Annotated in this window: 19 protein-coding genes; 10 read left to right on the top strand and 9 right to left on the bottom strand. The window is 41.9% G+C overall.

Annotated features, from left to right (window positions below; translation table 11 throughout):
* Nucleotides 1-35: 35 nt before the first annotated feature.
* Complete coding sequence (locus tag O7C57_RS14485) at nt 36-935, bottom strand: lysine exporter LysO family protein (RefSeq protein ID WP_154635650.1); 900 nt, start codon at nt 933-935, stop codon at nt 36-38.
* Between the two features lie 456 nt (nt 936-1,391).
* Between O7C57_RS14485 and O7C57_RS14480 the strand changes: the two genes are divergently transcribed.
* The 7 genes from O7C57_RS14480 (at nt 1,392) to O7C57_RS14450 (ending at nt 10,498) form a co-directional block, all read left to right on the top strand.
* Entirely contained in the window at nt 1,392-3,056 is a 1,665-nt protein-coding gene (locus O7C57_RS14480; protein WP_269723274.1) for an ATP-dependent nuclease, read from the top strand.
* Between the two features lie 81 nt (nt 3,057-3,137).
* The gene (gene macA / locus O7C57_RS14475) at nt 3,138-4,244 is read left to right on the top strand and encodes a macrolide transporter subunit MacA (protein WP_154621787.1); all 1,107 of its coding nucleotides are present in this window, start codon (nt 3,138-3,140) and stop codon (nt 4,242-4,244) included.
* A 1-nt stretch (nt 4,245) separates the two neighbouring features.
* Complete coding sequence (macB, locus tag O7C57_RS14470) at nt 4,246-6,189, top strand: macrolide ABC transporter ATP-binding protein/permease MacB (RefSeq protein WP_269723273.1); 1,944 nt, start codon at nt 4,246-4,248, stop codon at nt 6,187-6,189.
* A 285-nt stretch (nt 6,190-6,474) separates the two neighbouring features.
* Nucleotides 6,475-7,821: a purine-cytosine permease family protein gene (locus O7C57_RS14465; protein WP_154623182.1), complete on the top strand. Its 1,347-nt coding sequence runs from the start codon at nt 6,475-6,477 to the stop codon at nt 7,819-7,821.
* 11 nt (nt 7,822-7,832) lie between these two features.
* A complete protein-coding gene (locus O7C57_RS14460; RefSeq protein WP_269723272.1) occupies nt 7,833-8,678 on the top strand; it encodes a nitrilase-related carbon-nitrogen hydrolase in 846 nt (281 codons plus the stop codon).
* Nucleotides 8,675-9,424 (top strand): IclR family transcriptional regulator, encoded by a 750-nt coding sequence (locus O7C57_RS14455; protein WP_154623178.1) that lies wholly within the window; start codon nt 8,675-8,677, stop codon nt 9,422-9,424. Before O7C57_RS14460 ends, O7C57_RS14455 begins: the two co-directional genes overlap by 4 nt.
* 135 nt (nt 9,425-9,559) lie before the next feature.
* The gene (locus O7C57_RS14450; protein WP_154623177.1) at nt 9,560-10,498 is read left to right on the top strand and encodes a DUF1177 domain-containing protein; all 939 of its coding nucleotides are present in this window, start codon (nt 9,560-9,562) and stop codon (nt 10,496-10,498) included.
* Between the two features lie 102 nt (nt 10,499-10,600).
* Here O7C57_RS14450 and cspD read toward each other — a convergent pair whose 3' ends face one another.
* Nucleotides 10,601-10,852, bottom strand: coding sequence for a cold shock-like protein CspD (gene cspD, locus O7C57_RS14445; RefSeq protein WP_154623175.1), 252 nt, complete (start codon nt 10,850-10,852; stop codon nt 10,601-10,603).
* A gap of 171 nt (nt 10,853-11,023) precedes the next feature.
* A protein-coding gene (locus O7C57_RS14440) for an IS1 family transposase (RefSeq protein WP_269723143.1) occupies nt 11,024-11,721 on the bottom strand; the annotation gives its coding sequence in 2 pieces (ribosomal slippage) (nt 11,024-11,472 and nt 11,472-11,721; 699 coding nt in all).
* A 306-nt stretch (nt 11,722-12,027) separates the two neighbouring features.
* Between O7C57_RS14440 and clpS the strand changes: the two genes are divergently transcribed.
* Nucleotides 12,028-12,348, top strand: coding sequence for an ATP-dependent Clp protease adapter ClpS (gene clpS / locus O7C57_RS14435; RefSeq protein ID WP_154623173.1), 321 nt, complete (start codon nt 12,028-12,030; stop codon nt 12,346-12,348).
* A 30-nt stretch (nt 12,349-12,378) separates the two neighbouring features.
* Entirely contained in the window at nt 12,379-14,664 is a 2,286-nt protein-coding gene (gene clpA / locus O7C57_RS14430) for an ATP-dependent Clp protease ATP-binding subunit ClpA (RefSeq protein ID WP_154623172.1), read from the top strand.
* Between the two features lie 74 nt (nt 14,665-14,738).
* Here the strand turns inward: clpA and infA are convergent, their stop codons facing one another.
* The 6 genes from infA to trxB all read right to left on the bottom strand — a co-directional run bounded on the left by infA (nt 14,739) and on the right by trxB (nt 22,507).
* Entirely contained in the window at nt 14,739-14,957 is a 219-nt protein-coding gene (infA, locus tag O7C57_RS14425; protein ID WP_004244560.1) for a translation initiation factor IF-1, read from the bottom strand.
* Nucleotides 14,958-15,097: 140 nt separating this feature from the next.
* Nucleotides 15,098-15,799 carry a leucyl/phenylalanyl-tRNA--protein transferase gene (gene aat, locus O7C57_RS14420; RefSeq protein ID WP_154623170.1) on the bottom strand — a complete coding sequence of 234 codons (702 nt, stop codon included), beginning with the start codon at nt 15,797-15,799 and terminating at the stop codon, nt 15,098-15,100.
* Nucleotides 15,800-15,807: 8 nt separating this feature from the next.
* Nucleotides 15,808-17,550, bottom strand: a complete 1,743-nt coding sequence (gene cydC, locus O7C57_RS14415) for a heme ABC transporter ATP-binding protein/permease CydC (protein WP_196714110.1) — start codon at nt 17,548-17,550, stop codon at nt 15,808-15,810.
* Between the two features lie 2 nt (nt 17,551-17,552).
* The gene (gene cydD, locus O7C57_RS14410; RefSeq protein WP_154623166.1) at nt 17,553-19,319 is read right to left on the bottom strand and encodes a heme ABC transporter permease/ATP-binding protein CydD; all 1,767 of its coding nucleotides are present in this window, start codon (nt 19,317-19,319) and stop codon (nt 17,553-17,555) included.
* A 376-nt stretch (nt 19,320-19,695) separates the two neighbouring features.
* Entirely contained in the window at nt 19,696-21,369 is a 1,674-nt protein-coding gene (locus O7C57_RS14405; protein ID WP_269723271.1) for a DUF7057 domain-containing protein, read from the bottom strand.
* 175 nt (nt 21,370-21,544) lie between these two features.
* Nucleotides 21,545-22,507 (bottom strand): thioredoxin-disulfide reductase, encoded by a 963-nt coding sequence (gene trxB / locus O7C57_RS14400; protein WP_269723270.1) that lies wholly within the window; start codon nt 22,505-22,507, stop codon nt 21,545-21,547.
* 541 nt (nt 22,508-23,048) lie between these two features.
* Here trxB and lrp point away from each other — a divergent pair.
* On the top strand, nt 23,049-23,543 hold the full coding sequence (gene lrp, locus O7C57_RS14395) for a leucine-responsive transcriptional regulator Lrp (protein ID WP_004918089.1): 495 nt from the start codon (nt 23,049-23,051) through the stop codon (nt 23,541-23,543).
* Nucleotides 23,544-23,658 lie beyond the last annotated feature (115 nt).

The following is a 23,658-nucleotide window of genomic DNA, read 5'->3' as shown; positions in this document are numbered from 1 at the left end:
CATGAATAAGCAGGTGGATATAAAGAAAAAGGGGGTTAGGTAAAGAAGGCCATTAAGATAGGGGTAACGAGACTCAGCACGAAGCCATGAACAATCGCTGCGGGAACAATAGAAACCCCTCCGCTACGCTGGAGAACGGGAAGTGTAAAATCCATTGATGTGGAGCCACATATCCCTAAAGCCGTAGAACGGTAGCGATTAATCATTAGAGGAATTAGCATAATTGCGGCAAGTTCACGAGCAAGGTCATTAAAGAATGCGGCACTTCCCATAACAGGGCCGTAAGCATCGGTTAATACGATACCCGTTAAGGAATACCAGCCAAAACCTGAGGCTAATGCCAGTCCCATTTTGACCGGTAGACCCAATAATATTGCAGCAATAGCACCACCTGCGAGTGCACTGACGGCCATTACAAAGGCAATCGTTGTACCACGACGGTTAACTAATATCTGTTTAATACTCATGCCACTGTTACGTAGTTGCAAGCCAACTAAGAGTAATAGGGCCATTAAAGCTATTTGGCTACCTTTATCGGCATAGTGAAGAAAATCAAAGCCGGTTAAGCCGACCAAGAAACCGATTAACAAAACACCACATAGCTGGAGTGATTCGAAAACCATCTTGATACGTGAAGGCGGTTTTTCTTGTTTATGCTTTGGAATTTTCCAAGGATCAAGCTTATCTAATAGCAAGAGTGAAATCAGGTTGAGCGAAAAGATACAACCAAAAAATGTTAGTGCGTAGATTAAAATGGAAAAGAGGTGAACACTTAAGTTTTCAAGTAAGGCGAGTGTAACCCCCATTAAAAATAAAATGATATATACCATTGAATTTAATGCACGATGGGTAATATCTAAGATCTTTTTATTTTTTATAGGGATAAGATAACCTAGTGTTAACGGTAGTAAAATAATGAGTAGTCCTGAATACATTTTGCATCCTTAAATTTATCCCATTAACAAGGAGTTATATAATCATTATTATATTTTAAAATGATTTTGCCTGTATCCTGTTTTTATAACAGCAGGCCAAATACTTTTATTACAACAACTATTACAGCAACGTCTTTTTCTCTAGCTATCGATAAAAAATAGGATAAAAAGACTAAAAAATAAAGTTTAACTATTTTATAACACTAAAAATAGATGCTCAATATGGTTCGCTATACTCGGTATACTACAAGTGTATTGAATGGTTGACTACCTGCATTTTTGTTAGCGATTTGGCTCTACATGCTTTTCCAATCCATTTATCTACTGTTTTACTACGTGTCGAATTATTTAGAGTATATATTGATGTAAATATATTTAATTTTTGAGCACTCTTATAGTCAGTCTATCGGTTAATAAGGTAAGCTCTAAAAATAGTGAATAGCAAGGAGAGGGTGTATGTATCTGGAACGTGTGGAAATATACGGTTTTAGAGGGATTAACCGGCTCTCATTAGCTTTGAATAAAAATACGGTTTTAGTAGGTGAAAACTCGTGGGGAAAGTCGAGTCTTTTAGATGCATTGACTCTCTTACTTTCACCAGAACAGGAACATTATCAGTTTAATAAGCACGACTTTTATCATCCAACGGGCGATGATACTTCGCGGTTTCGTTCATTACAGATAGTGCTTAAATTTTGTGAAAATCGGCCCGGACGCCATCGTTCATTTCGTTTTCGTCATCTTAGTTCTGTTTGGGTCGATAATGGTGATGATTTAAAACATATTTTTTATCGTGTTAGTGCAGTATTAAATGACGATGGAAGCATTAGTGTTGATCGTAGTTTCCTTAATGCGGGAGGAAACAAGTTATCTTTGGATAATGTCGGTAAGTATATTAAAGAAATTATTCGTTTGTACCCTGTTATCCGTTTACGTGACGCCCGTTTTCTCCCCTCATTAAACACCGAGACCATTGTGTCAGGTGAAAAAGAAGTTCGTGATATTTTTAATGTACGTATGGAAGAACTGACGCGAGCCTTGATCAATAACCCACAAAGGCTGAGCGATGAAGAGTTAGTTGAAGGCGTTGATGCAATGCAGCAATTACTCAGCCATTATTTTGCTGGGCAAAGCGCATTCATGTTTCAAGAAAAGAATGAAACGATTAAAATTGAGCCCCACAAACGTGGTTGGCAGGCCTTAGATAATATCAGCCGCATTATTGCTAAACCCAATCAACGTAATATCCGGTTGATTATATTAGGAATGTTTTCTTCTCTGCTACAATCAAAAGGCAATATGCAACTGGATAAGTATGCTCGGCCTCTCGTCATTGTCGAAGACCCTGAGACACGATTACACCCGATTATGTTGTCGATTGCTTGGGGGCTGTTAAATCTTTTTTCGCTACAACGTCTTACGACAACAAACTCAGGGGAGCTTTTATCACAGGTTCCCATTGAAAATATTTGCCGTTTAGTACGGGATTCCGGCAAAGTCTCTGCTTACCGTTTACGAGAGAATGAGTTATCCGCAGAAGAAATTCGTAAAATCTCCTTTCATATCCGTTTTAACCGGCCTTCTGCAATGTTTGCTCGCTGTTGGTTACTGGTGGAAGGAGAAACTGAAATTTGGTTGATGAATGAGTTAGCCAGACAATGTAATTATTACTTTGAAACCGAAGGGATCAAGGTGATTGAATTTGCACAAAGTGGTCTTAAGCCTTTGTTAAAGTTTGCCAATGGAATGGGTATAGAATGGCATACATTGGTTGATGGTGACGAAGCAGGCAAAAAATATGCGGCAACGGCGATTAGTTTTGCTGAAAAAATGCATGATACAGAGCGCGACCGATTAACACGGTTACCCGCACCCGATATGGAGCATTTCTTGTATCGTGAAGGCTTTGGACATCTTTACCACGAAATATCGGGGATCCCTGATAACGCAAAAGTGTCAACGCGACGAGTGATTATTAAAGCGATTTCAAAAGCCTCAAAACCTGACCTTGCGATAGCCATTGTTAACCGCGCGGCAGAATTAGGGCCCGACTCAATACCATCACAACTCAAAAGCATGTTTTCACGAGTCGCGTGGCTAGCGAGGGGGAAAGCTTACTAAGTAACATCATAAGCAGGTTTTGAAGAGAGTGAATTTTTGAGGGGGCGTAGCCCTCTCTTTATTGTTATAGGTATGGATTGAATGAGAGCAAATTCACGTAAAAAAAAGTGGCTGATTTCTTTATCAGTAATTTTGATTTTGATGGTTATCGCATTGTTATTTTTTGGGGGAGAACAAAAAGAAGTCTTTCAAACAGTTTCTGTGACGCGAGGTGATTTAAATAAGCAAGTTCAAGCAACAGGGAAACTGGACGCGGTCAGAAAAGTTGATGTTGGTGCGCAGGTTAGCGGGCAACTACAAACCTTGTATGTGAAAGAGGGCGATAACGTTAAAAAAGGCGATTTACTTGCTGTTATCGATCCCCAAAAAGCACAAAACGATGTTACCGAATCTCAAGAAACGATTCATGAGTTAGAATCTAATTTAGCCTTAGCAAAAGCGGAATTACGTTTAGCAGAGGTGACTTACCAACGCCAATTGAGTCTATCCAAACTTCAAGCGGTTTCTAAACAAGATTTAGATAAAGCGCAAACAGATGTTGAAGTGAAAAAGGCACAGGTAGCAACGTATCAATCACAGATTAAGCGTAATCAAGCCACTTTAGATACCGCTAAAACGAATCTTAAATACACGCAGATTACCGCGCCAATGGATGGCATTGTGACCTTTATTAAAACATTACAAGGTCAAACGGTGATAGCGGCGCAAGAGGCTCCTACCATTTTAACGTTAGCTGATCTCGATACCATGCTAGTAAAGACTGAAGTATCAGAAGCTGATGTGATTTATCTTAAGCCTGGTCAAGCGGCCTCATTTACCGTATTAGGTGCTCCCGATAAACGCTTTTCAGGGGTATTGAAAGATATTTTACCGACGCCTGAAAAAATTAATGATGCAATCTTTTACTACGCGCGTTTTGAGGTGCCTAATCCTCAGCATTTACTGAAATTGCAAATGACGGCACAGGTGCAAATTGATCTCGAATCACATAAAGATGTCCTACTTTTACCTTTGTCGGCATTAGGCACAGAAGTTTCACCGCAGGTGTATGACGTTGAGATCCTTAACGGTGAAAATGCCGAGAAGCGCCAGATAAAAATTGGTAGCCGCAATGATATTTATGTTGAAGTCATTGATGGCTTAAAAGAAGGCGAACAGGTTATCACTAGTCGCAGCACGGTGGATTAATATGTCGGCCTTATTAGAACTGAAAGGGATAACTCGACGTTATCCCGCTGGTGAAACCGAAATTACCGTACTGAAAGACGTCTCACTAAAGATTGAAGCAGGGGAGATGGTTGCCATTATTGGCGCCTCAGGCTCAGGTAAATCAACATTAATGAATATCATTGGATGTTTGGATAAGCCGAGTTCAGGCGAGTATTTCGTTGCTCAACAAACAATTTCACAGCTTGATAATAATCAGTTAGCGGAATTGCGTCGAGAGCACTTTGGTTTTATTTTTCAACGTTATCATTTGTTAAGCCATTTAACGGCGGAGCAAAATGTTGAGGTTCCAGCCGTTTATGCGGGGGTGGGCAAAACACAGCGACGTCAAAGAGCGATTGAATTACTGGCCAAATTAGGGCTTAAAGAACGCGCAGAATATCGGCCTAATCAGCTGTCTGGTGGGCAACAACAGCGAGTCAGTATTGCACGAGCATTAATGAATGGCGGTCAAGTGATCCTTGCTGACGAACCTACAGGTGCTCTTGATAGCCATTCAGGTGAAGAGGTCATGAAAATCCTCAAAGACCTGCGCGCACAAGGTCACACCGTAATCATTGTTACTCATGATCCAAAAGTGGCCCAGCAGGCTGAACGCATCATTGAAATTAAAGACGGTGAAATCATTCGTGATTCCGGAACAGTGACAACGTCAGCACCACCGCGATTAAAAAAATCCGCCCCGAGAAAAATGTCCTTGTCACAAATGTACGGCCGATTCAGTGAAGCACTGTTAATGGCATGGCGTGCCATGGTCGTGAATAAAATGCGTACCTTATTGACGATGCTGGGCATTATTATTGGTATTGCGTCAGTCGTCTCCATCATGGTGATAGGGGATGCTGCACAGGGAATGGTACTTAATGATATTAAATCAATTGGTACGAATACCATCTCAGTGTATCCAGGCGAGGATTTTGGTAGCGATAATGCACAAGACCGGCAATCGTTAAAACCAGCCGATGTTGATGCCATTGCAAAGCAGACCTATGTTCAAGCGGTATCTGGTGAGTTATCTCAATCAACTCGATTACGCCGAGGCAATTTAGATGCTTCAGCACGATTATTAGGCGTTGGGCGTGATTATTTTCAAGTTTATGCCGAAAAATTTTCTGAGGGGATGAACTTTACTGAAGATATGGTGAGACGTAGAGCTCAAGTGGTCGTGATTGATGCTAATACGAAACGACGTTTTTTCCCTAATCAGAAACAAGTGGTTGGTGAAACTATTTTGATTGGTAATATGCCAGCAACGGTGATTGGGGTATTAGCGGAACAAAAATCAATTTTTGGTTCAGATAATTCATTATCGATTTGGTTGCCTGATACCACCGTCAATAGCAAAATCGTAAACCGACCTTATTTGGATAGTATTGTTGTTAGGGTTAAAGAGGGTATTGATGCCAAAGTAGCAGAGCAACAAATCACTCGTTTGTTAACACTGCGACACGGTAAAAAAGATATTTTTACCTATAATATCGACACGCTAGTGAAAACCGCCGAAAAAACCACGCGTACGATGCAGCTATTTCTCACCTTAGTGGCTGTTATTTCACTGGTTGTTGGTGGAATTGGGGTAATGAATATCATGTTGGTGTCTGTAACAGAGCGCACACGAGAAATTGGTATTCGTATGGCTGTAGGAGCACGAACGAGTGATGTGATGCAACAATTTTTAATTGAGGCAGTGCTCGTCTGTTTGATGGGGGGAGGAATGGGCATAGCCCTTTCTTATGGTATCAGCCTACTTGCTCAAATGGCATTACCTGGCTGGGAGTTTGTTTTTCAGCCAATCGCGTTGATTAGTGCATTTGTGTGTTCGACTGCGATCGGTATTATTTTTGGGTTCTTACCTGCAAGAAGTGCCGCTAGATTAAACCCTATTGATGCGTTAGCCAGAGAATAATTTCCCTCTTTTTTCAAATTTGTGAAGCACCTCTAATCATTAAAGAGGTGCTTCAACATCCTTATTTTTATATTAATTTCCCTTCTAAAGGTTTTGTTTTCCGTCTTTAGTAATATTTCGACACCTAAAAATATATCTTAAAAGATAAATTTTACTTGCGATTTGGTAGCGAAGGCGGATATCATTCATCTCGTGGAATAAATGAAACCCAGTTCCATAAAATGGAACCGGATAATAAGCCAAAAAAAATTTAACAGCAAAGATTCTCACAGCAGGAATACTAAAATGGCGAATAAAATGGGTGAAGATTATTCTCTGGCTAGGGTACCTCTCAGTGCCCGTCGGCCATTTTATGAAGTCCTAATAATCCGTATTGGTTCACTGGCCTGTGTTTCACAGGTGATGTTAGGGGCCGCTCTCGGTTATGGACTGACTTTTTGGCAAGCGTTTTGGGCCACCATGCTAGGTTCAGTTATTTTACAAGTCGTTAGCTGGGCATTAGGTGCAGCTGCGTGCCGCGAAGGAATGTCAATCAGTCTACTGTCACGGTGGTCTGGGTTTGGTAAGTTAGGATCTGCTCTGATTGGTGGCGCTATTGCGATTTCACTGATGGGGTGGTTCGGCGTACAAAACGGTTTCTTTGCGGATGGTATGTATAAAGCGACGAATGTGCTAACACCAGGGACTTGGTCGCTTATTACAGGTATTGCGGTGACGATTATTACGGTATATGGGTATCGCTTTTTATCTATTACCGCCAATATTTCAACGCCGCTATTTTTACTCGCGTTAGTCTGGGCAACTTATAATCTGCTTTCAGGGCAGGATATTAGTGTCCTCATCAGTAGTGCTGAACCAGCAGGGCCTCTTATGACTTTACCCGCGGCCATTACTATGGTTGCTGGTGGGTTTATTATTTCCGCTGTCACAACGCCCGATATTAGTCGTTTCATGAAAAGCCCAAAAGAGGTTTTTTGGATGACTCTTATCGGGACTTTTTTTGGTGAGTTGTTAGTTAATATGATCGCCGTATTGATGGCGCTGGCATTACATACGTCTCAGGTATTCGATTTGATGATGACACTAACTGGGCTAGTTGGCGCATCAATTGTTATCTTCTCAACCATCAAAATGAACGATATTAACCTATATTCATCCTCTTTAGGTTTTTCGACTTTATTGAACGCTATTTTTAATAAACGTTTTGATCGTCGTTATCTCACATGGGTCATTGGTATTTTTGGCACTATTGCTTCAATGCTAGGTATTTTAGATAACTTTATTGGTTTTCTGATTTATTTAGGAATAGCGATTCCGCCTGTTGCTGGCATCATGGTCATTGATTACTACTTATTAAAACGTGATCGTAAAGAATTAGAGACAACAAGAGCGAAAGGGGAACTCCCACTGACTTGTGAGGCGTTTAACCCTATTACGCTAATTGTTTGGATCATTGCTGTGATCGTCGGTTGGCTAAGTTCTGAATTAGGTCCTTTTAATGCCGACTTTGGTGTACCTGCACTGAATTCACTGCTTGCAAGTGCTCTTCTATATTGGATTGGAATGCGTTGGCAAGCTCGCATTAGAGGTGTTGATACGGTTCAATTCCGTAAAGTAAGTCACTCAGATTAAGGATGAGAGCGATGAGTAATCACATCGTTAAAGTTGCGCTTGCACAATTTAATTCTACGCTTGGTGATAAGACCCAAAATTTACAGCGTATGACGGATTTTTGTCATCAAGCCGCTGAACAAGGCGCTAAGCTGATCTGCTTCCCTGAATTGGCAACAACAGGTTATCGAGGCGATTTGCTCTCTACGCGATTATGGGATCTTAGCGATAGTACAGGCAGTGAAACCTATCAATTATTCAGTTCACTGGCTACCCGTTTGGATCTCACTATTGTGAGTGGTTTTGCCGAAAGAGGTCATTATTTAGTCGAGGTATATAACTCTGTCGGTGTCTGGAACCCTGGGTGTGAAGATATCAGCGGTGTTTTTCGCAAAGTTCATGCATTTGGCATCGAAAAACAGTGGTTCAGCTGTGGCAGTGACTATCCCGTCTTTGAGACGCCAATCGGCAAAATAGGCATCATGATTTGTTATGACATGGGCTTCCCCGAGGTGGCACGAATTCTGACTTTAAATGGTGCAGAATTATTGATCGCACCTTCTGCATGGTGCATCCAAGACAGAGACATGTGGGATATTAATACCGCTTGTCGTGCTCTTGAAAATGGGACTCACTTGCTAGCAGTGAATCGTTGGGGTCATGAAGGTGATTTACATTTGTTTGGTGGAAGTAAAATTTTAGGTCCTAGAGGACAACTTCTTAATGAGGCTCGCTGTGATAGCGAGGCATTGCTCATTGGAGAAGTAAACTTTCTTGTTCAGGCACATACTCGCCTGAATATTCCTTATTTAAGAGATCGAAAACCACAAAGCTATCAGGCATTGGTGCAAAATTCTCCGTTTACAGGTGAGTTATGAGTATTCTCTCAAGTGTTGTCGATGTATACCGTTTGTTTCTTCGCTCAGGCGATGAGCTTACAGTGACAACGTTAGTTAATGAATTGGGAATGCCAAAAAGCTCTGCATCGCGTTTATTAAAACAGATGGCGGAGTATGGCTTACTCGAAAAGAAAAATGATGCGCCTATTTATCGTCCGGGTTTGATCATTATGGAATTAGCTCATCATGCTAGAGGGATGAACCCTGTTATTGATATGGTGCTTGAATCGCTGGATGAGCTGACGAAAGAAACGGGTTATACCACTTATGTCTCTTTAAGAGATAAAGATAAGGTTCGGGTCGTGCATGCCCGAATTGGTAATAGTATGTTGCAAGTCATCACTCGACCGGGAACTAAGTTACCGATAGCGGGGACTTCGACAGGAAAAGCCTTGCTATCTCGTAACTCGTTAAGCGAGCGCGAGGTGATTATTTGCCAAGAACCACAAGAGAAACAAGATCAGTTACGTCAAGAACTGAATATGATTGAAGAACGGGGTTGGGCATATTCGATTAATGAATCGGTTCCAGGAGTGGCTTCTGTATCGAGTACTGTTTATGACCCAGCGCAAGGTACCCTCTATGCATTGTGCTTGAGTTTACCTGCATCACAGATTACGCCTGAATTATTAGACCAGCTAGCCACACAAATATGTCATAAAGCATCCTATATTGGCAGCATGGTAGGCGATTCTTATTGGTTAAAACGTAGTATTAAACCATAAACATAACAATTAAATTTTATAGTGCGTGAATACGCCTTCACCAGGAAATAGGGTCAATTATCTGTTGTTATTCTCAATGATTTGCGAAATAACAACAGAATTGACCTGAAGTTGTAAAAATACCAAGGGTAAAATATGAGTTTAAAACAGACCCTGTGCGCTTACGAGTTAATCGATAGTGCCGTTGTTAGTGGGGATGATATTGTTGCCTTATTTAAGCATTTCACTGGCGTTGAGGTATCCTCAAAAACAGTGCAAGACGAAAAAGGGCAAAGTGATTTTGTTCGTATAGTCATTCCAGGAAGTCAGGGGAAATTACAAGGTAAAAACACACCGACACTTGGCATTATAGGTCGTTTGGGCGGAATTGGCGCGAGGCCATCGCGTATTGGCGTTGTCTCTGATGCCGATGGTGCGATCGCGGCGATTGCGGCGGCGCTAAAACTCGCCAATATGCGTGAAAGCGGTGATATTTTGAAGGGTGATGTGATTATAACAACACATATCTGCCCAACAGCACCGACCCGTCCTCATAGCCCCGTTGATTTTATGGATTCCCCTCTTAATGATGAGACGATGAATCAACATGAAGCCATTCCTGAAGCTGATGCCATATTATCGGTAGATACAACCAAGGGAAATCGCTTACTGAACCACAAAGGGTATGCATTGTCGCCGACAGTTAAAGAAGGTTATATCCTACCGGTTGCTGAAGACTTATTGCGATTAATGGAATGGAGCAGCGGGCAACATGCGGTGACCTTCCCACTCGCAGTGCAAGATATTACACCTTACGGTAATGGCTTACACCACATCAATAGTATTATGCAACCATCGGTATCAACCACAGCGCCTGTGGTGGGGGTTGCTATTTGCACACAAACGATTGTCCCAGGGTGTTCCACAGGTGCCAGCCATGAAGTGGACATTGCTGCCGCGGTGAAGTTTATGATTGAAGTTGCTAAAGAATTTAGTAGCGGGCATTGCCAATTCTATGATGAAGAGCAGTTTGCTTTACTTAAATCACTTTACGGTGACCTATCATTTTTGCAAACACACAGCCGCCCGCGCTGATCTCTGCATATTGTTTAGAAATAGACACAGTTAACTACCAAAAGTTGTCATGTCATCATTACTGAACGCATGAAGTAATTAACTGTGCTCTATTAGGCTGAATTATTCTTGAGGCGTTGCCTCCGCACTTGTATTATTCAATGTACCATTTTCAATCGGAATGATGAGATTGGCATGGTTTCCTTTTGGGCCAGTATTAATACTAAAATTGACTTTCTGGCCAGCCTTTAATGTCCTGTAACCATCCATCTGTATGCAGGAGTAATGAGCGAAAATATCTTCTCCCCCATTTTCTGGGCAGATGAAACCAAAGCCTTTGGCGTTATTGAACCATTTAACTGTACCTGTCTCCATACATCGTCCTTCGTATTTACAAGTTGTGTTTGACATAAATGCATAATCACTATGCATCGACTAAGTATAATTACCCATATTGACTGTCTGCAAATCATACTGTAGTGAATTGCCTTCGGACGTCAAGCGATCAGTTTGCGGATTTTGGTCGTGTATTCAATATAGAGATCATCATAATAGGTAGTATTCGCGTTCAATGAATGTACCGATGATTTTGTCATGCATTTCAGGTGACTTCGAGTAACCTAACGTCTTACGGTTAAGGCGCTTCAAGCGGTTTCTCAGGTTCAAATTCTCTCTTTCTATTCGTTGCGTATAAAACTTACTTACCACATGTTTCTGCTTGGGCAATATCTCATAAGCACTGAACTTATCCGTGCACCAAAAAGCCACATTAAACCTAGACAGTAAAGCCAGTAACTGGTGAAGAGTCCTTTTGTTTCGACGACCAAACGTATGAGCAATTATCCGTTTTAGGCGGGGCTCCCACGCATACCAAAGCCAGCGTTGTTGCTTCTTATTACCCACAAAAGACCACTGTTCATCGACTTCGCAAAGGAGTTCAATGTGCAGATTATCAAGGGGTAAAGAGGTTACCTGCTTCGGCGAGAGTTTTTTAAAGTGCGAACAACCGCATTAATGCTGATATGAAGGGCTCTAGCGGTATCACGAATACCGGCATTATTCATCGTTAGGTCGATAATTTTATCTTTGGTACCGGGCTGGCAGGCACGATATTCATAGTCGAGTTGGAAGCTTCGGCAGCAGTCTTGACAACGATAACGTTGATGACCTGTACTCCCTAGGCCATGTTTTTTCACTGAGGGAGTTTGTTGACAAAATGGGCACCTTACATCGACTTTAGCCATGAATATTCTCCGATAAATTACCCTATATTACAGATTAATCACCAGATTGAATACATGACCCGGATTTTTGGCAAAGTGATAAAAATTTGATATGGCTAACGCTCCTTCCTTTATAAACTTTGAAGTTGGTCACAAACTATTGGTCATATGAGTTACTTTGAATAGCGTGTTACACTGTTATTAGAGTGAATCAATGATTGATAAAACAAATGATTCTCACGACATTTAATTGTTATCTTGATTAATAGAAATCATTGATAATAAAGGTTATGCTTAATTGAATCTTAACTCCGAGCACGACAAGTAATGAGCGATTTTCTTGGTACATTTAAAACAGATGTCATTATTAAGGATGAAGTGGAACAAGTCTTACAGCCACCTTCAATGTATAAGGTTATATTAAATAATGATGACTACACTCCAATGGATTTTGTTGTTGAAGTGTTACAAAAATACTTTTCTTTTGATGAAGAACGCGCTACACAGATAATGTTAGATGTTCATTTTCAGGGAAAAGGGGTTTGCGGTATTTTTACGGCAGAGGTTGCTGAAACAAAAGCGGCACAAGTTAACAGCTATGCGCGCGAACATGAGTACCCTTTGTTGTGCACAATAGAAAAAGTGTGAACTAGCTAATATCAATTTTGGGAGGTGCTTATGCTCAATCAAGAACTGGAGCTTAGTCTGAACGTCGCATTTGCAAAAGCGAAAGATAATCGACACGAATTTATGACAGTGGAGCACCTGTTGCTGGCATTATTAAGTAACACGTCAGCGCGTGAAGCATTGGATGCCTGTAAAGTTGACCTCGTTGTCTTGAGGCAAGAGCTTGAGCACTTTATTGCGCAAACGACACCACTGTTACCTGAAAATGATAATCGTGATACGCAACCCACTTTAAGTTTTCAGCGTGTTCTACAACGCGCTGTTTTCCACGTTCAATCATCTGGGCGTCATGAAGTGAGTGGCGCAAATGTTCTTGTGGCAATCTTCAGTGAACAAGAATCACAAGCCGCTTATTTATTGCGTAAACATGACGTAAGCCGTTTAGATGTTGTTAACTTCATTTCTCATGGCACCATTAAAGGCGAAAACCCAGCGCAATCTGAGCAAGATGCCGCTAATAGCCAAGTTAGCAATGAAGAGCAGCCTGTTTCCGATGATCACATGGATAACTTTACGACGAACCTCAATCAATTGGCGAAACAAGGCAATATTGACCCTCTGGTGGGGCGTCAGGCCGAGCTAGAAAGAACCATTCAAGTTCTGTGCCGCCGTCGTAAAAATAACCCATTGTTGGTCGGTGAATCAGGCGTGGGGAAAACCGCGATAGCGGAAGGGCTTGCATGGCGTATCGAGCAAAATGATGTACCTGAAGTGATGAAAGGCTGCACTATCTATTCACTCGATATTGGCGCTTTGTTGGCGGGGACTAAATACCGTGGTGACTTTGAAAAACGCTTTAAATCACTGTTGAAAATGTTGGAAAAAGACAGTAAAAGCATTCTTTTTATTGATGAAATCCATACTATCATTGGTGCTGGCGCAGCGTCTGGTGGACAAGTGGATGCCGCAAACTTAATCAAGCCATTACTGTCAGGTGGCCGCATTCGCGTGATTGGTTCAACAACCTATCAAGAATTCAGCAATGTATTTGAAAAAGATAGAGCACTTGCACGCCGCTTTCAGAAAATCGATATTGTAGAACCTACAGCAGAAGAAACCGTTCGTATTATTAATGGGTTAAAACCAAAATACGAATCTCACCATGATGTTCGCTATACCGCGAAAGCGATTCAGGCGGCAGTTGATTTATCCGTTAAATATATTACGGATAGACATTTACCTGATAAAGCGATTGATGTGATCGATGAAGCAGGGGCTAGGACTCGTTTAGTCGCACCCAGCAAGCGCAAGAAAACAATCGGGGTGCCTGAAATTGAATCTGTGGTTGCACGTATTGCGCGTATTCCAGAAAAAACCGTTTCTTCAAGTGATAAAGAGCGTTTGAAAACCTTGGATGCCCGTTTAAAAATGTTGGTGTTTGGGCAAGATGATGCGATTGCAGCGTTAACTGAAGCGATAAAAATGAGTCGTGCTGGTTTAGGCCAAGAGCATAAACCGGTTGGTTCTTTCTTGTTTGCAGGTCCAACAGGTGTTGGTAAAACAGAAGTTACCGTGCAGTTAGCTAAAGCGCTTGATATTAAATTATTGCGTTTTGACATGTCCGAATACATGGAGCGACATACTGTGAGCCGTTTGATCGGGGCTCCCCCAGGGTATGTTGGGTTTGACCAAGGTGGCTTATTAACGGATGCAGTGATTAAACATCCTCATTCAGTAGTGCTACTGGATGAAATTGAAAAAGCACATCCAGATGTGTTCAATATCCTGTTGCAAGTCATGGATCACGGTACTCTGACTGATAATAATGGGCGCAAAGCGGATTTTCGTAATGTTATTATTGTGATGACGACTAACGCGGGGGTTCAAGAAACACAACGCCGTTCTATTGGATTTGCTGAGCAAGATAATAGTACTGACGCCTTATCTGAAATTAAGAAAGTCTTTTCGCCTGAGTTCCGTAACCGCCTTGATGGCATTATTTGGTTCAACTCATTGTCGGTTGAGATTATCACTCAGGTGGTGGATAAATTTATTGTCGAGCTTCAAGCACAATTGGATGAGAAAGGGGTGTCTATTGAGGTTAGCCAAGCGGCTCGCCGCTGGTTATGTGAGAAAGGCTATGATAAGGCAATGGGAGCCCGACCCATGGCACGTGTTATTCAGGATAACCTGAAAAAACCATTAGCAAATGAGTTGTTATTCGGTTCGCTAACTAATGGTGGCTCGGTGAGTATCGGGCTTGATGAAAAAAGTAACACACTGACATATAGCTTCAGTAGCGTGCACAAGGCCTCTCCGGAGGATGCGGTATTCTGACAAATAGACCACAGGTGTGTTGTGCAATAGCACACCACCTGTGGCTGTATCAGGCCTTGCCTGAAGAGATAGAATCAGCGGCTACGGAAAATGATACGGCCTTTGCTCAGGTCGTACGGAGTTAACTCTACAGTTACCTTGTCGCCTGTCAGGATGCGGATATAGTTTTTACGCATTTTTCCAGAAATGTGGGCAGTCACTACGTGACCATTTTCCAGTTCAACACGAAACATTGTGTTTGGCAGGGTATCGAGTACTGTGCCCTGCATTTCAATATTGTCTTCTTTGGCCATCTAATCCTCTAAGTCTAATAACCATGATTTTTAACGGGCAAGATAATGCCCAAAAACCCTCACTAAGTAAAGAAATGTCGCATTTTAAAGCGATTTTTCTTGAGCAGTGTGGGCATAAAATAGCTTAAAGCCAGAATTCGCTATTCGAATAATGACTGTATTTCAATCGATTGCGGTAACCAGCAGGCGGGATCAATCGCTTTGTTACGCCACCGATAAAGAATATGTAAAAAATCCCGACGGGATATTTCTTTTGCGCCTAATGAGGCGGTATGGTGGTTAAGTACCTGACAATCAAAAAGCTGCCCATTATAGCGCAAAAAATGAAAATAGAATGTAATAAAAGCAACTTTGGATGCATCATTCATTCTACTGAACATAGATTCGCCACAAAATAGGTGCCCTAGGTTCACGCCATATAGGCCGCCAACCAGCTCTTCACCATACCAAGCTTCGACAGAATGTGCGACCCCTTGTTGATGTAGAGCCTGATAACCAACGCAAACTTCAGGCACAATCCATGTTCCCTCTTCACGGATAGCACACGCCTCAATAACCTCGTTGAAGGCATGGTTGATGGTGATGCGATATTTTTGCTTTCTCAATAATTTTTTCATTGAACGGCTAATATGCAATTCACCCACCATTAAAACAGCTCGGGGGTCAGGCGACCACCACAATGGCATTTCACCGGGATTAAACCAAGGAAAGATACCATCATAATAAGCAGCCTTAAGCCGTTCAGGTGCTAAATCGCCGCCTATTGCTAACAGGCCATTAGGTTCCCGCATGGCTTCATGCACTGGCGGGAATAAATAGGAGTCATCATCGAGTTGGTACATGATGTGCCTCACAGAACCTGTTGTTGCAAATGGCGTTGACGAAACTGGAAGTAACGTCCTTTTGACGCTAATAATGCTTGATGCGAACCTTGCTCAATAATTTCACCGTTATCCATCACGCAAATGGCATCCATTTGTTCTATGCCTTGCATACGGTGCGTGATGACAATCAGTGTTTTCTCAGCACATTTCTCTTTCAACAACGAAAGGATTTGTTGTTCCGTTTGTGCATCAAGTCCTTCAGTGGGTTCATCCATTAAAATTAATGGTGTGTCATGTAGAAGCGCGCGAGCGATACCTAAACGACGTTGCTCCCCACCTGATAATTGTCGACCGCCTTCACCCATCCATGCATTAAGTTTTTGTTCATTCTCAAGCAAATTGCCGAGGCCGACTTGTTGTAGAACTTCATTAAGTTGCTTATCGGTCGCTTTATCATTCGCAAGAAGTAAATTATTACGTAGCGTATCACTAAAGATATGCACCCTTTGTGGAACGACAGACATAATCGCGCGTAGAGCTTGCTCACTATAGTCACGGATATCCTGCCCATTAATGTAGATCATACCACTATCAACATCCCAAGCTCGGGTTAATAGCTGTAATAATGTCGATTTGCCGCAACCTGTTTTACCCAATAAAGCAATATGTTGGCCTTGTTTTAGTGAAAGTGACACTTGTCTTAAAACAGGGAAAGGCTGCTCAGGATAAGTAAAAGAAATATTATCGACGACAAGGCTTTCCAATTGAGGTAGCGATAAACCTTTTTGTGGAAAGGTGACTTCAGGTTTGGCATCGATTAATTGAGATACTCGCTCCGCTGAAGCGATCACTTGGCCCATATGTTGAAATGCAACGGCCACAGGCCCTAAGGCTTCAAAGGCGGCTAATGCACAGAACACAAATAGAGCGATCAACGCACCAGGGTTTGTGTTCCCTCCGACATGATCTGCTGCCATCCACAACAAGAGTGTTGCAGTAAAGCCGGAAGCAAACAGGATAATCCCTTGGGATAACCCCGTTAGGCTAGCTTGCTGTTGTTGACGTACTTGCCACTGACTTTCAATATCAGACAATGTTTTACGAAAACGGGGAAGGGCACCGAATAAGGTCAATTCAGCTTGCCCTTGCAAGGCCGATGTGAGCACTGTGCGATAATGCGCGCGTAAATGCGTCAGTTCTTGACCGATAGGCTTACCTGCTCGGTAAAATACGAATGGCAATGTAAACAGTAACAAGAGCATGATGCAACCAAGTGTCCACGCTAAGCGAGGATCAAGGAAGCTCAAACCAAAAATCAGGACGAAGATCACCACAAAAGCGGCAAAAATAGGTGATAGCACACGTAAATACAGATGATCTAAGGTTTCCACGTCAGCAACCAAGCGGTTAAGCACCTCGCCTTGACGGAAGCGACTAATTCCGCCTGGTGACAGGGGTAATATTTTGCTGAAGGCGAAAACACGTAAATGTGCCAATACTCGGAATGTCGCGTCATGGCTGACTAATCGTTCAGCATAACGTCCTGCGGTCCGGAAAATTGCGGCGCCTCGCACTCCCGCAGCAGGCAGCATATAGTTGAAGTAGTAAATACCGGGGAAGCCGGCAATAGCCGCACCTGCTAAGAACCATCCAGATAAGGTGAGGAGCCCGATGCTGGCAAGTAAAGTCACGATGGCTAAGATCATGCCGAGTAGGATCAGAAACCAATGACGGCGATAGAGTGCCAGAAAAGGTAATAGAACTCGCATTATCAAAGCTCCTCATTACGATGGGTCAATAAACGGGCAAATGGCCCAGCGGATTGACTCAGTTCTGCATAATTGCCACGCTGAATGATTTGGCCATTTGCCATCACCCAAATTTGGTCATAATTAACGGTTTCTTCCAGCAAATGGGTGACCATAATTGTCGTTTGCTTTTGCGCTAGCTGGTTTAGAGTATGCATAACGCGTTGTTCGCTGTGTGCATCAAGGCTGGCGGCAGGCTCATCAAGCAATAAAATACGGGATGGTTTTAACAGTGTACGCGCAACCGCAACACGTTGTGCTTGCCCAACCGATAACCGTGCCGCATAGTCTCCAAGACGGGTATTTAAGCCATCAGGTAGCATAGGAAGAAACTCTGAGACATAAGCGTCATCCATTGCTTGTTGTATCTCTGCTGCTGAAGCGTTCGGTTTACCTAAACAGATATTCTCGACGAGTGTTTGCTCAGGTAAATGCGGATTTTGCCCAACCCAGCCAATGAATACTCGCCATTTTTCATGGCAAAGCTCGTTCAGTTCATCACCGTTAATTTTAATTGAACCTTGATAAGGCAAAAACCCTAACAATAGATTAAGTAAAGAGCTTTTCCCCGCGCCACTTTGCCCAACAATGGCAACGCGTTGTTGTGGTTCAATAATAAAATCGAGAGGGCCGACAAGACGTTGGCCGTCATGAGAAAAAATTTCTAATCCTTCGGCTTGGATGCGAATAGGTTGATCGAGCGGTGTTTTATTGCCTGTTTCGGTTACCTGTTCGCCATCGCTTTCTAACAAGGTCACGAGGCTTTCGGCCGCACCTACTGCTTGTGCTTTCGCATGATAATAGGTGCCCAGATCGCGTAGCGGTTGGAAGAACTCAGGGGATAGGATTAAGGCAAGAAAACCCGCAAACATGGTAACAGGTAAGCCATAGCTACCAAAATTTAGCTCGCCGAGATAAGAAAAACCGAAATAGACGGCAACGATAGCAATTGAAATAGAAGCAAAGAACTCTAAAACCCCCGAGGAGAGGAACGCCATTCTGAGTACTTCCATGGTTCGTGAACGGAAATCTTCGGTTGATTCCCGAATTTGTTGAACCTCTGCTTTTTCACGGAAAAATAACCGCAAAGTATCTAACCCGCGTAACCGATCCAAAAAGCTGCCACTGAGGCGACCTAGCGCAATAAAGTTACGACGGTTGGCATCTGCCGCACCAAGGCCGACCAGCGCCATAAAAATGGGAATCAATGGCGCTGTCGCAAAAAGTATCAAACCCGCTGCCCAGTTAAATGGAAAGATGGCAATCAGGATCATCATTGGAATGATACTTGCCAGATACATTTGCGGTAGGTAGCGTGAATAGTATTCTTGCATATCCTCGATTTGTTCGAGAACAATCGTTGCCCAACTCCCCGCGGGTTTACCTTTTACCCACACAGGACCTAATTGTTGCAACTTATTCAAGACCATAGCGCGAACTTCTTGGCGTACGACTTGCCCACAACGAAAGCCAACACGTTCTCGAATTAAGGTTACGAGCGCACGTAATACAAATACGATAAGGAGCAGTACAAAGGGGGTAACCAATTGTTCCCGAGGGATATGATCCATAATCAGTGCTTGCAGTATCACCGCTAAGAACCATGCTTGAGCGATAATGAGCAGGCCACTAACAACGCCTAATAGCATAGAAATGCGTAACCAGCGTTTTGCCGATGTACTATGCTGTTTTAACCAACGTACCAATTCAGTCTGTCTTGTTTTATCCATAATGATCAGTGTGCAGGTATAGTTTTATATTGAGAGTGTGCCGCTAGCTAAAATAAGTGATAGGTTACAGCATAACGGAATTTTTTATCTATCATAACAGCTTCTTTGCGATATGTTGCATAATAAAAGTGTGTTATTAAAACAGTCCAGATAATTGTTATTGATATGTTTTATAAAGGTAAAGAACAATCGACGGTTATTTGAAATTAAAATCAAGAGAATGAATAAATAATTTATCGGTATCCTCTAATCGTGCCATTGATATATGAAGCTAAGGGGAGCCTAAGCAATTCCATCATATTTAATTGGGAATAAATATAATAGTAGGTAATAGCTTTACTTATCAGTATTGCTATTACCTCCAGTGTTAACTTGATTATTTTGGCACAATTTGACGCCATTCTTTAGGTGCTAAGCCAAATTGCCCATTTAACAGTTTATTCCAAGCCGCATTTAGCGATTCCGACGAATCATACTGGTGTGTTTGTGTATCCACAACGAGCCAATTTTCTTCTTTTTGCTGCCAAATAAGGCAATCAAAATAATTGCTTTCTTTATATGCATAACACATCACAACGTCATCACGCCCATCTTGGTTGACATCGGCCATAAAACCAAGACAGTTATTAGGCTCAACACCTGCAGTACAGTACCATTCATATGATTTATCACTGATATTCCACCAACTATCAGGCAAATCTGCACTGTTTTTCGCTATTACTAACACATCTTTGAGTGATCTCCTGGATTCGTCATAAGGCATCACCATTTCAAGCTGTTTTTTATAGTCTGGATTCAATTTTAATTGTGCTAAGGCTTGTTTACCGTCGGGACCTAATTGACCTAAATCACGGGCAAGCATTGGGTTAACTTCAATTTTCCCCTTTTCAACACCGGCTAATAGGCTATTTAACGTTATCCGCTGGAAATCAAAAATAGGGCTATTAATGAGCAAAATAGTGGCAATTAAGCCTAAGAGTGCCACTTTGTTAATGGTGCCTAATGTTAGTACCCAACGTTGCCTTTTGAGGATCACCACAACGCTATACGCTAAAACAACAGCAGTGAAAAAGAGTGCGATTGTAGAGGCATATAAACGCTCAACACTCCAACTGTATTGATTGACACGAATAAAAATACCGTAGAGTGATAGGAAGGAGAAAACATTCAGCAAAAGAATGCTCAATAACATAAACGGGGTTAGCCATGAAGGGAGCTGATATTGATAACTACCATCGCCATAAGTTAGGTTAATTAAAATAATATTGAGGAGTAAAAACCACAATAGCGTGATAGAACCAAAATCTGAATATTTCAGTTCCGTAAAAGATGAAAAGAGAAGGCCAATCACGAATACAATGGCAATAACATGTAAAACGATCAAGAAGAAGCGGGCGATATAACTTACGAAATGACTTAATTGAAGCTCAAAGTTGGAGCGTAAAAAAATCAGCCCTATGTTAAAGCCTAATGTAAAGCTTAACCATAAGGTAAATTCATGGCTCAATATATCGTGCAAAAAAAATAAGTTAACAGTTTGAAATAAGAAACTGGCCAGTAAAATGAGTGCGGTCAGTAATCCGCCAATCACTGAGGCCAGTATGCCTAATAGCGTATTTTTGATATAGAAACTAATCAAACAGGCATAATTGATCTGCCATGTACCAGAAAATTGACGCATTTGCATCCAAGGCAGTAAGACGAAAAACAGGATGGTTAATGTCAAAAATGCGAGAAAGAAGTGGGCATCGCTGCTTGATGCTGAGTGCCTAGCCTGCCATAAACTGATCCAAATCGTTAATAAAATGATGATCAAAATATTAAGATAGAAAACGCCTGCTTTAACTTGGGTAAATAAGTAACTGGTGGCAGAAGGAACAAAAATCGCGAGTAATAATGACAAATAAAAATATTGTTCACTTAAGCCAATCGCTTGCTGTACTGAATAATTCGTTGAGTAAAGAATAATCGTTGCTTGCACAATGGCAAGTAGGGCAACAAAAAGATAGGCGTAACGACTAACTGATTCTTTCAGTGTTTGCTGACCCATGAGGTTCCCTTTAGTAGAAGCGTATATTGGCGATGAGTTCATTATAGATTGGAGGCATCAAATACCTATTGAACTTGTTCTGAAAAAAACGGATGTTTCGATGAATTTGAATGAGAGATAGAAATAAAAAAGGCACCAGTTTAAGGTGCCTAATGGTGTTGATACTCGGCTAATATTATTTTTTATCCGCTAAACCATCTAAATAACGTTCTGCATCAAGTGCGGCCATACAGCCAGTACCCGCTGATGTAATTGCTTGGCGATAAATATGATCCATAACATCACCCGCAGCAAAGACGCCAGGAACAGAGGTTTGTGTTGCATTCCCGTGAGTACCGGACTGCACTTTAATATAGCCATTTTCTAAATCTAGCTGGCCATCAAAAATACCCGTATTTGGGCTGTGGCCGATGGCAATAAATGCGCCCATTACGTCCAGTTCTTCAGTTTCATCGCTCTTTGTATTACGTAAGCGAACGCCTGTTACTCCCATATCATCGCCGAGAACTTCATCCAGTGTACGGTCAGTATGCAGGATAATATTACCGTTGTTCACTTTGTCCATTAAACGGTCAACTAGGATTTTTTCAGCGCGGAAGCTATCACGGCGGTGAATTAAGTGAACTTCTGAGGCTATATTGGACAGATAAAGTGCTTCTTCAACAGCAGTATTACCACCACCAACAACGGCAACTTTTTGGTTACGATAGAAGAAACCATCGCAGGTTGCACAAGCGGATACGCCACGGCCTTTAAAGGCTTCTTCAGAAGGCAGGCCGATATAGCGCGCAGATGCACCTGTCGCAATAATCAAAGCGTCACAAGTATATGCTTTTTCATCACCAAAGAGGCGGAAAGGGCGCTGCTTGAGGTCAACTTTATTAATGTGATCAGAAATAATTTCTGTTTGGAATTTGGTCGCGTGTTCATACATACGATCCATCAAACCTGGACCTGTTAGGCCTTCAGGGTCACCCGGCCAGTTTTCAACTTCGGTTGTTGTGGTTAACTGACCACCTTTTTCCACCCCAGTAATCAGTGCGGGACTTAAATTGGCACGAGCAGCGTAGACGGCAGCTGTGTATCCGGCAGGGCCAGAACCCAAAATGATTAACTTGCGATGTATGGCTGTGCTCATGAATACCTCATTTTTAATTAAAAATAGCAATAATGGGATTGTAGGAGAATTGGCTAGCTAAAAAAAGTGATTTAAATACTAAGTAAATTGTAACTGGGCTATTTTTGCGATAGATAATAGTGATTAAAGTAAAAATTTGCTATGGCAAGTATTGTAACATCGGGGAAGCGGATTTTTAGGAATATTCTTGAATCCGGCTAGCGAAACGTTTGAATAGAAAAAAAAGCGAAATCTTGTACTGATTTTTATTCATTTGCTTTGACAATCGGCTGTGCATTTGCGAAAACATCTATGTAAGAGTTAATTATCTAGTGAACCAATGTAAACGGTGCATTTTTGTTCTAGACGGAAAGTTAACTTTACAACACTTATAACTTAACAAACAGGTAATCATTGTGAACAGGGTTTCCGTTCACGTCGATCTCAGCATTGCGCATAAAATTTGCTCCTGAACACGAATACCTAATAAATAAAGTATGAGCGAGGATGGTGCTGTTTTATAGGTGTGGGAAATAACAATTAGAGAAAGAGAGATAAAGAGATGATTGACAATAAAAAGCGTCCTGGAAAAGACCTCGACCGTATTGATAGGAATATTCTAAACGAACTACAGAAAGACGGGCGTATTTCAAACGTAGAATTGTCTAAGCGTGTGGGGTTGTCACCAACGCCATGTTTGGAGCGTGTTCGTCGTTTGGAGAGACAAGGGTTTATTTCTGGCTATACAGCACTACTGAACCCTCACTATTTAGACGCATCACTACTGGTTTTCGTTGAAATCACCTTAAACCGTGGTGCACCAGATGTGTTTGAGCAATTTAATACCGCGGTGCAAAAACTCGAAGAGATCCAAGAATGTCATTTAGTTTCTGGTGACTTCGATTATTTGTTGAAAACGCGTGTGCCTGATATGTCCGCTTATCGTAAGCTACTCGGTGAGACTCTGCTGCGTCTACCAGGTGTTAACGATACGCGTACATATGTAGTTATGGAAGAAGTGAAGCAAAGTAACCGTCTGGTTATTAAAACGCGCTAACTATCTTCGATAGTCTCATTTCTGGGCAACATAACAGATTGTTGCCGCACTGCTGTTTCAACGCTGAGTTTACTCAGCGTTGTTCCGTTTTTGATGTTGGATTTTCTCTCTTTTT

Origin of the sequence: Providencia sp. 21OH12SH02B-Prov, assembly GCF_027362595.1 — a bacterium.
GTDB classification, from domain to species: domain Bacteria; phylum Pseudomonadota; class Gammaproteobacteria; order Enterobacterales; family Enterobacteriaceae; genus Providencia; species Providencia zhejiangensis.
This window is presented reverse-complemented; position numbering and strand designations above follow the sequence as displayed.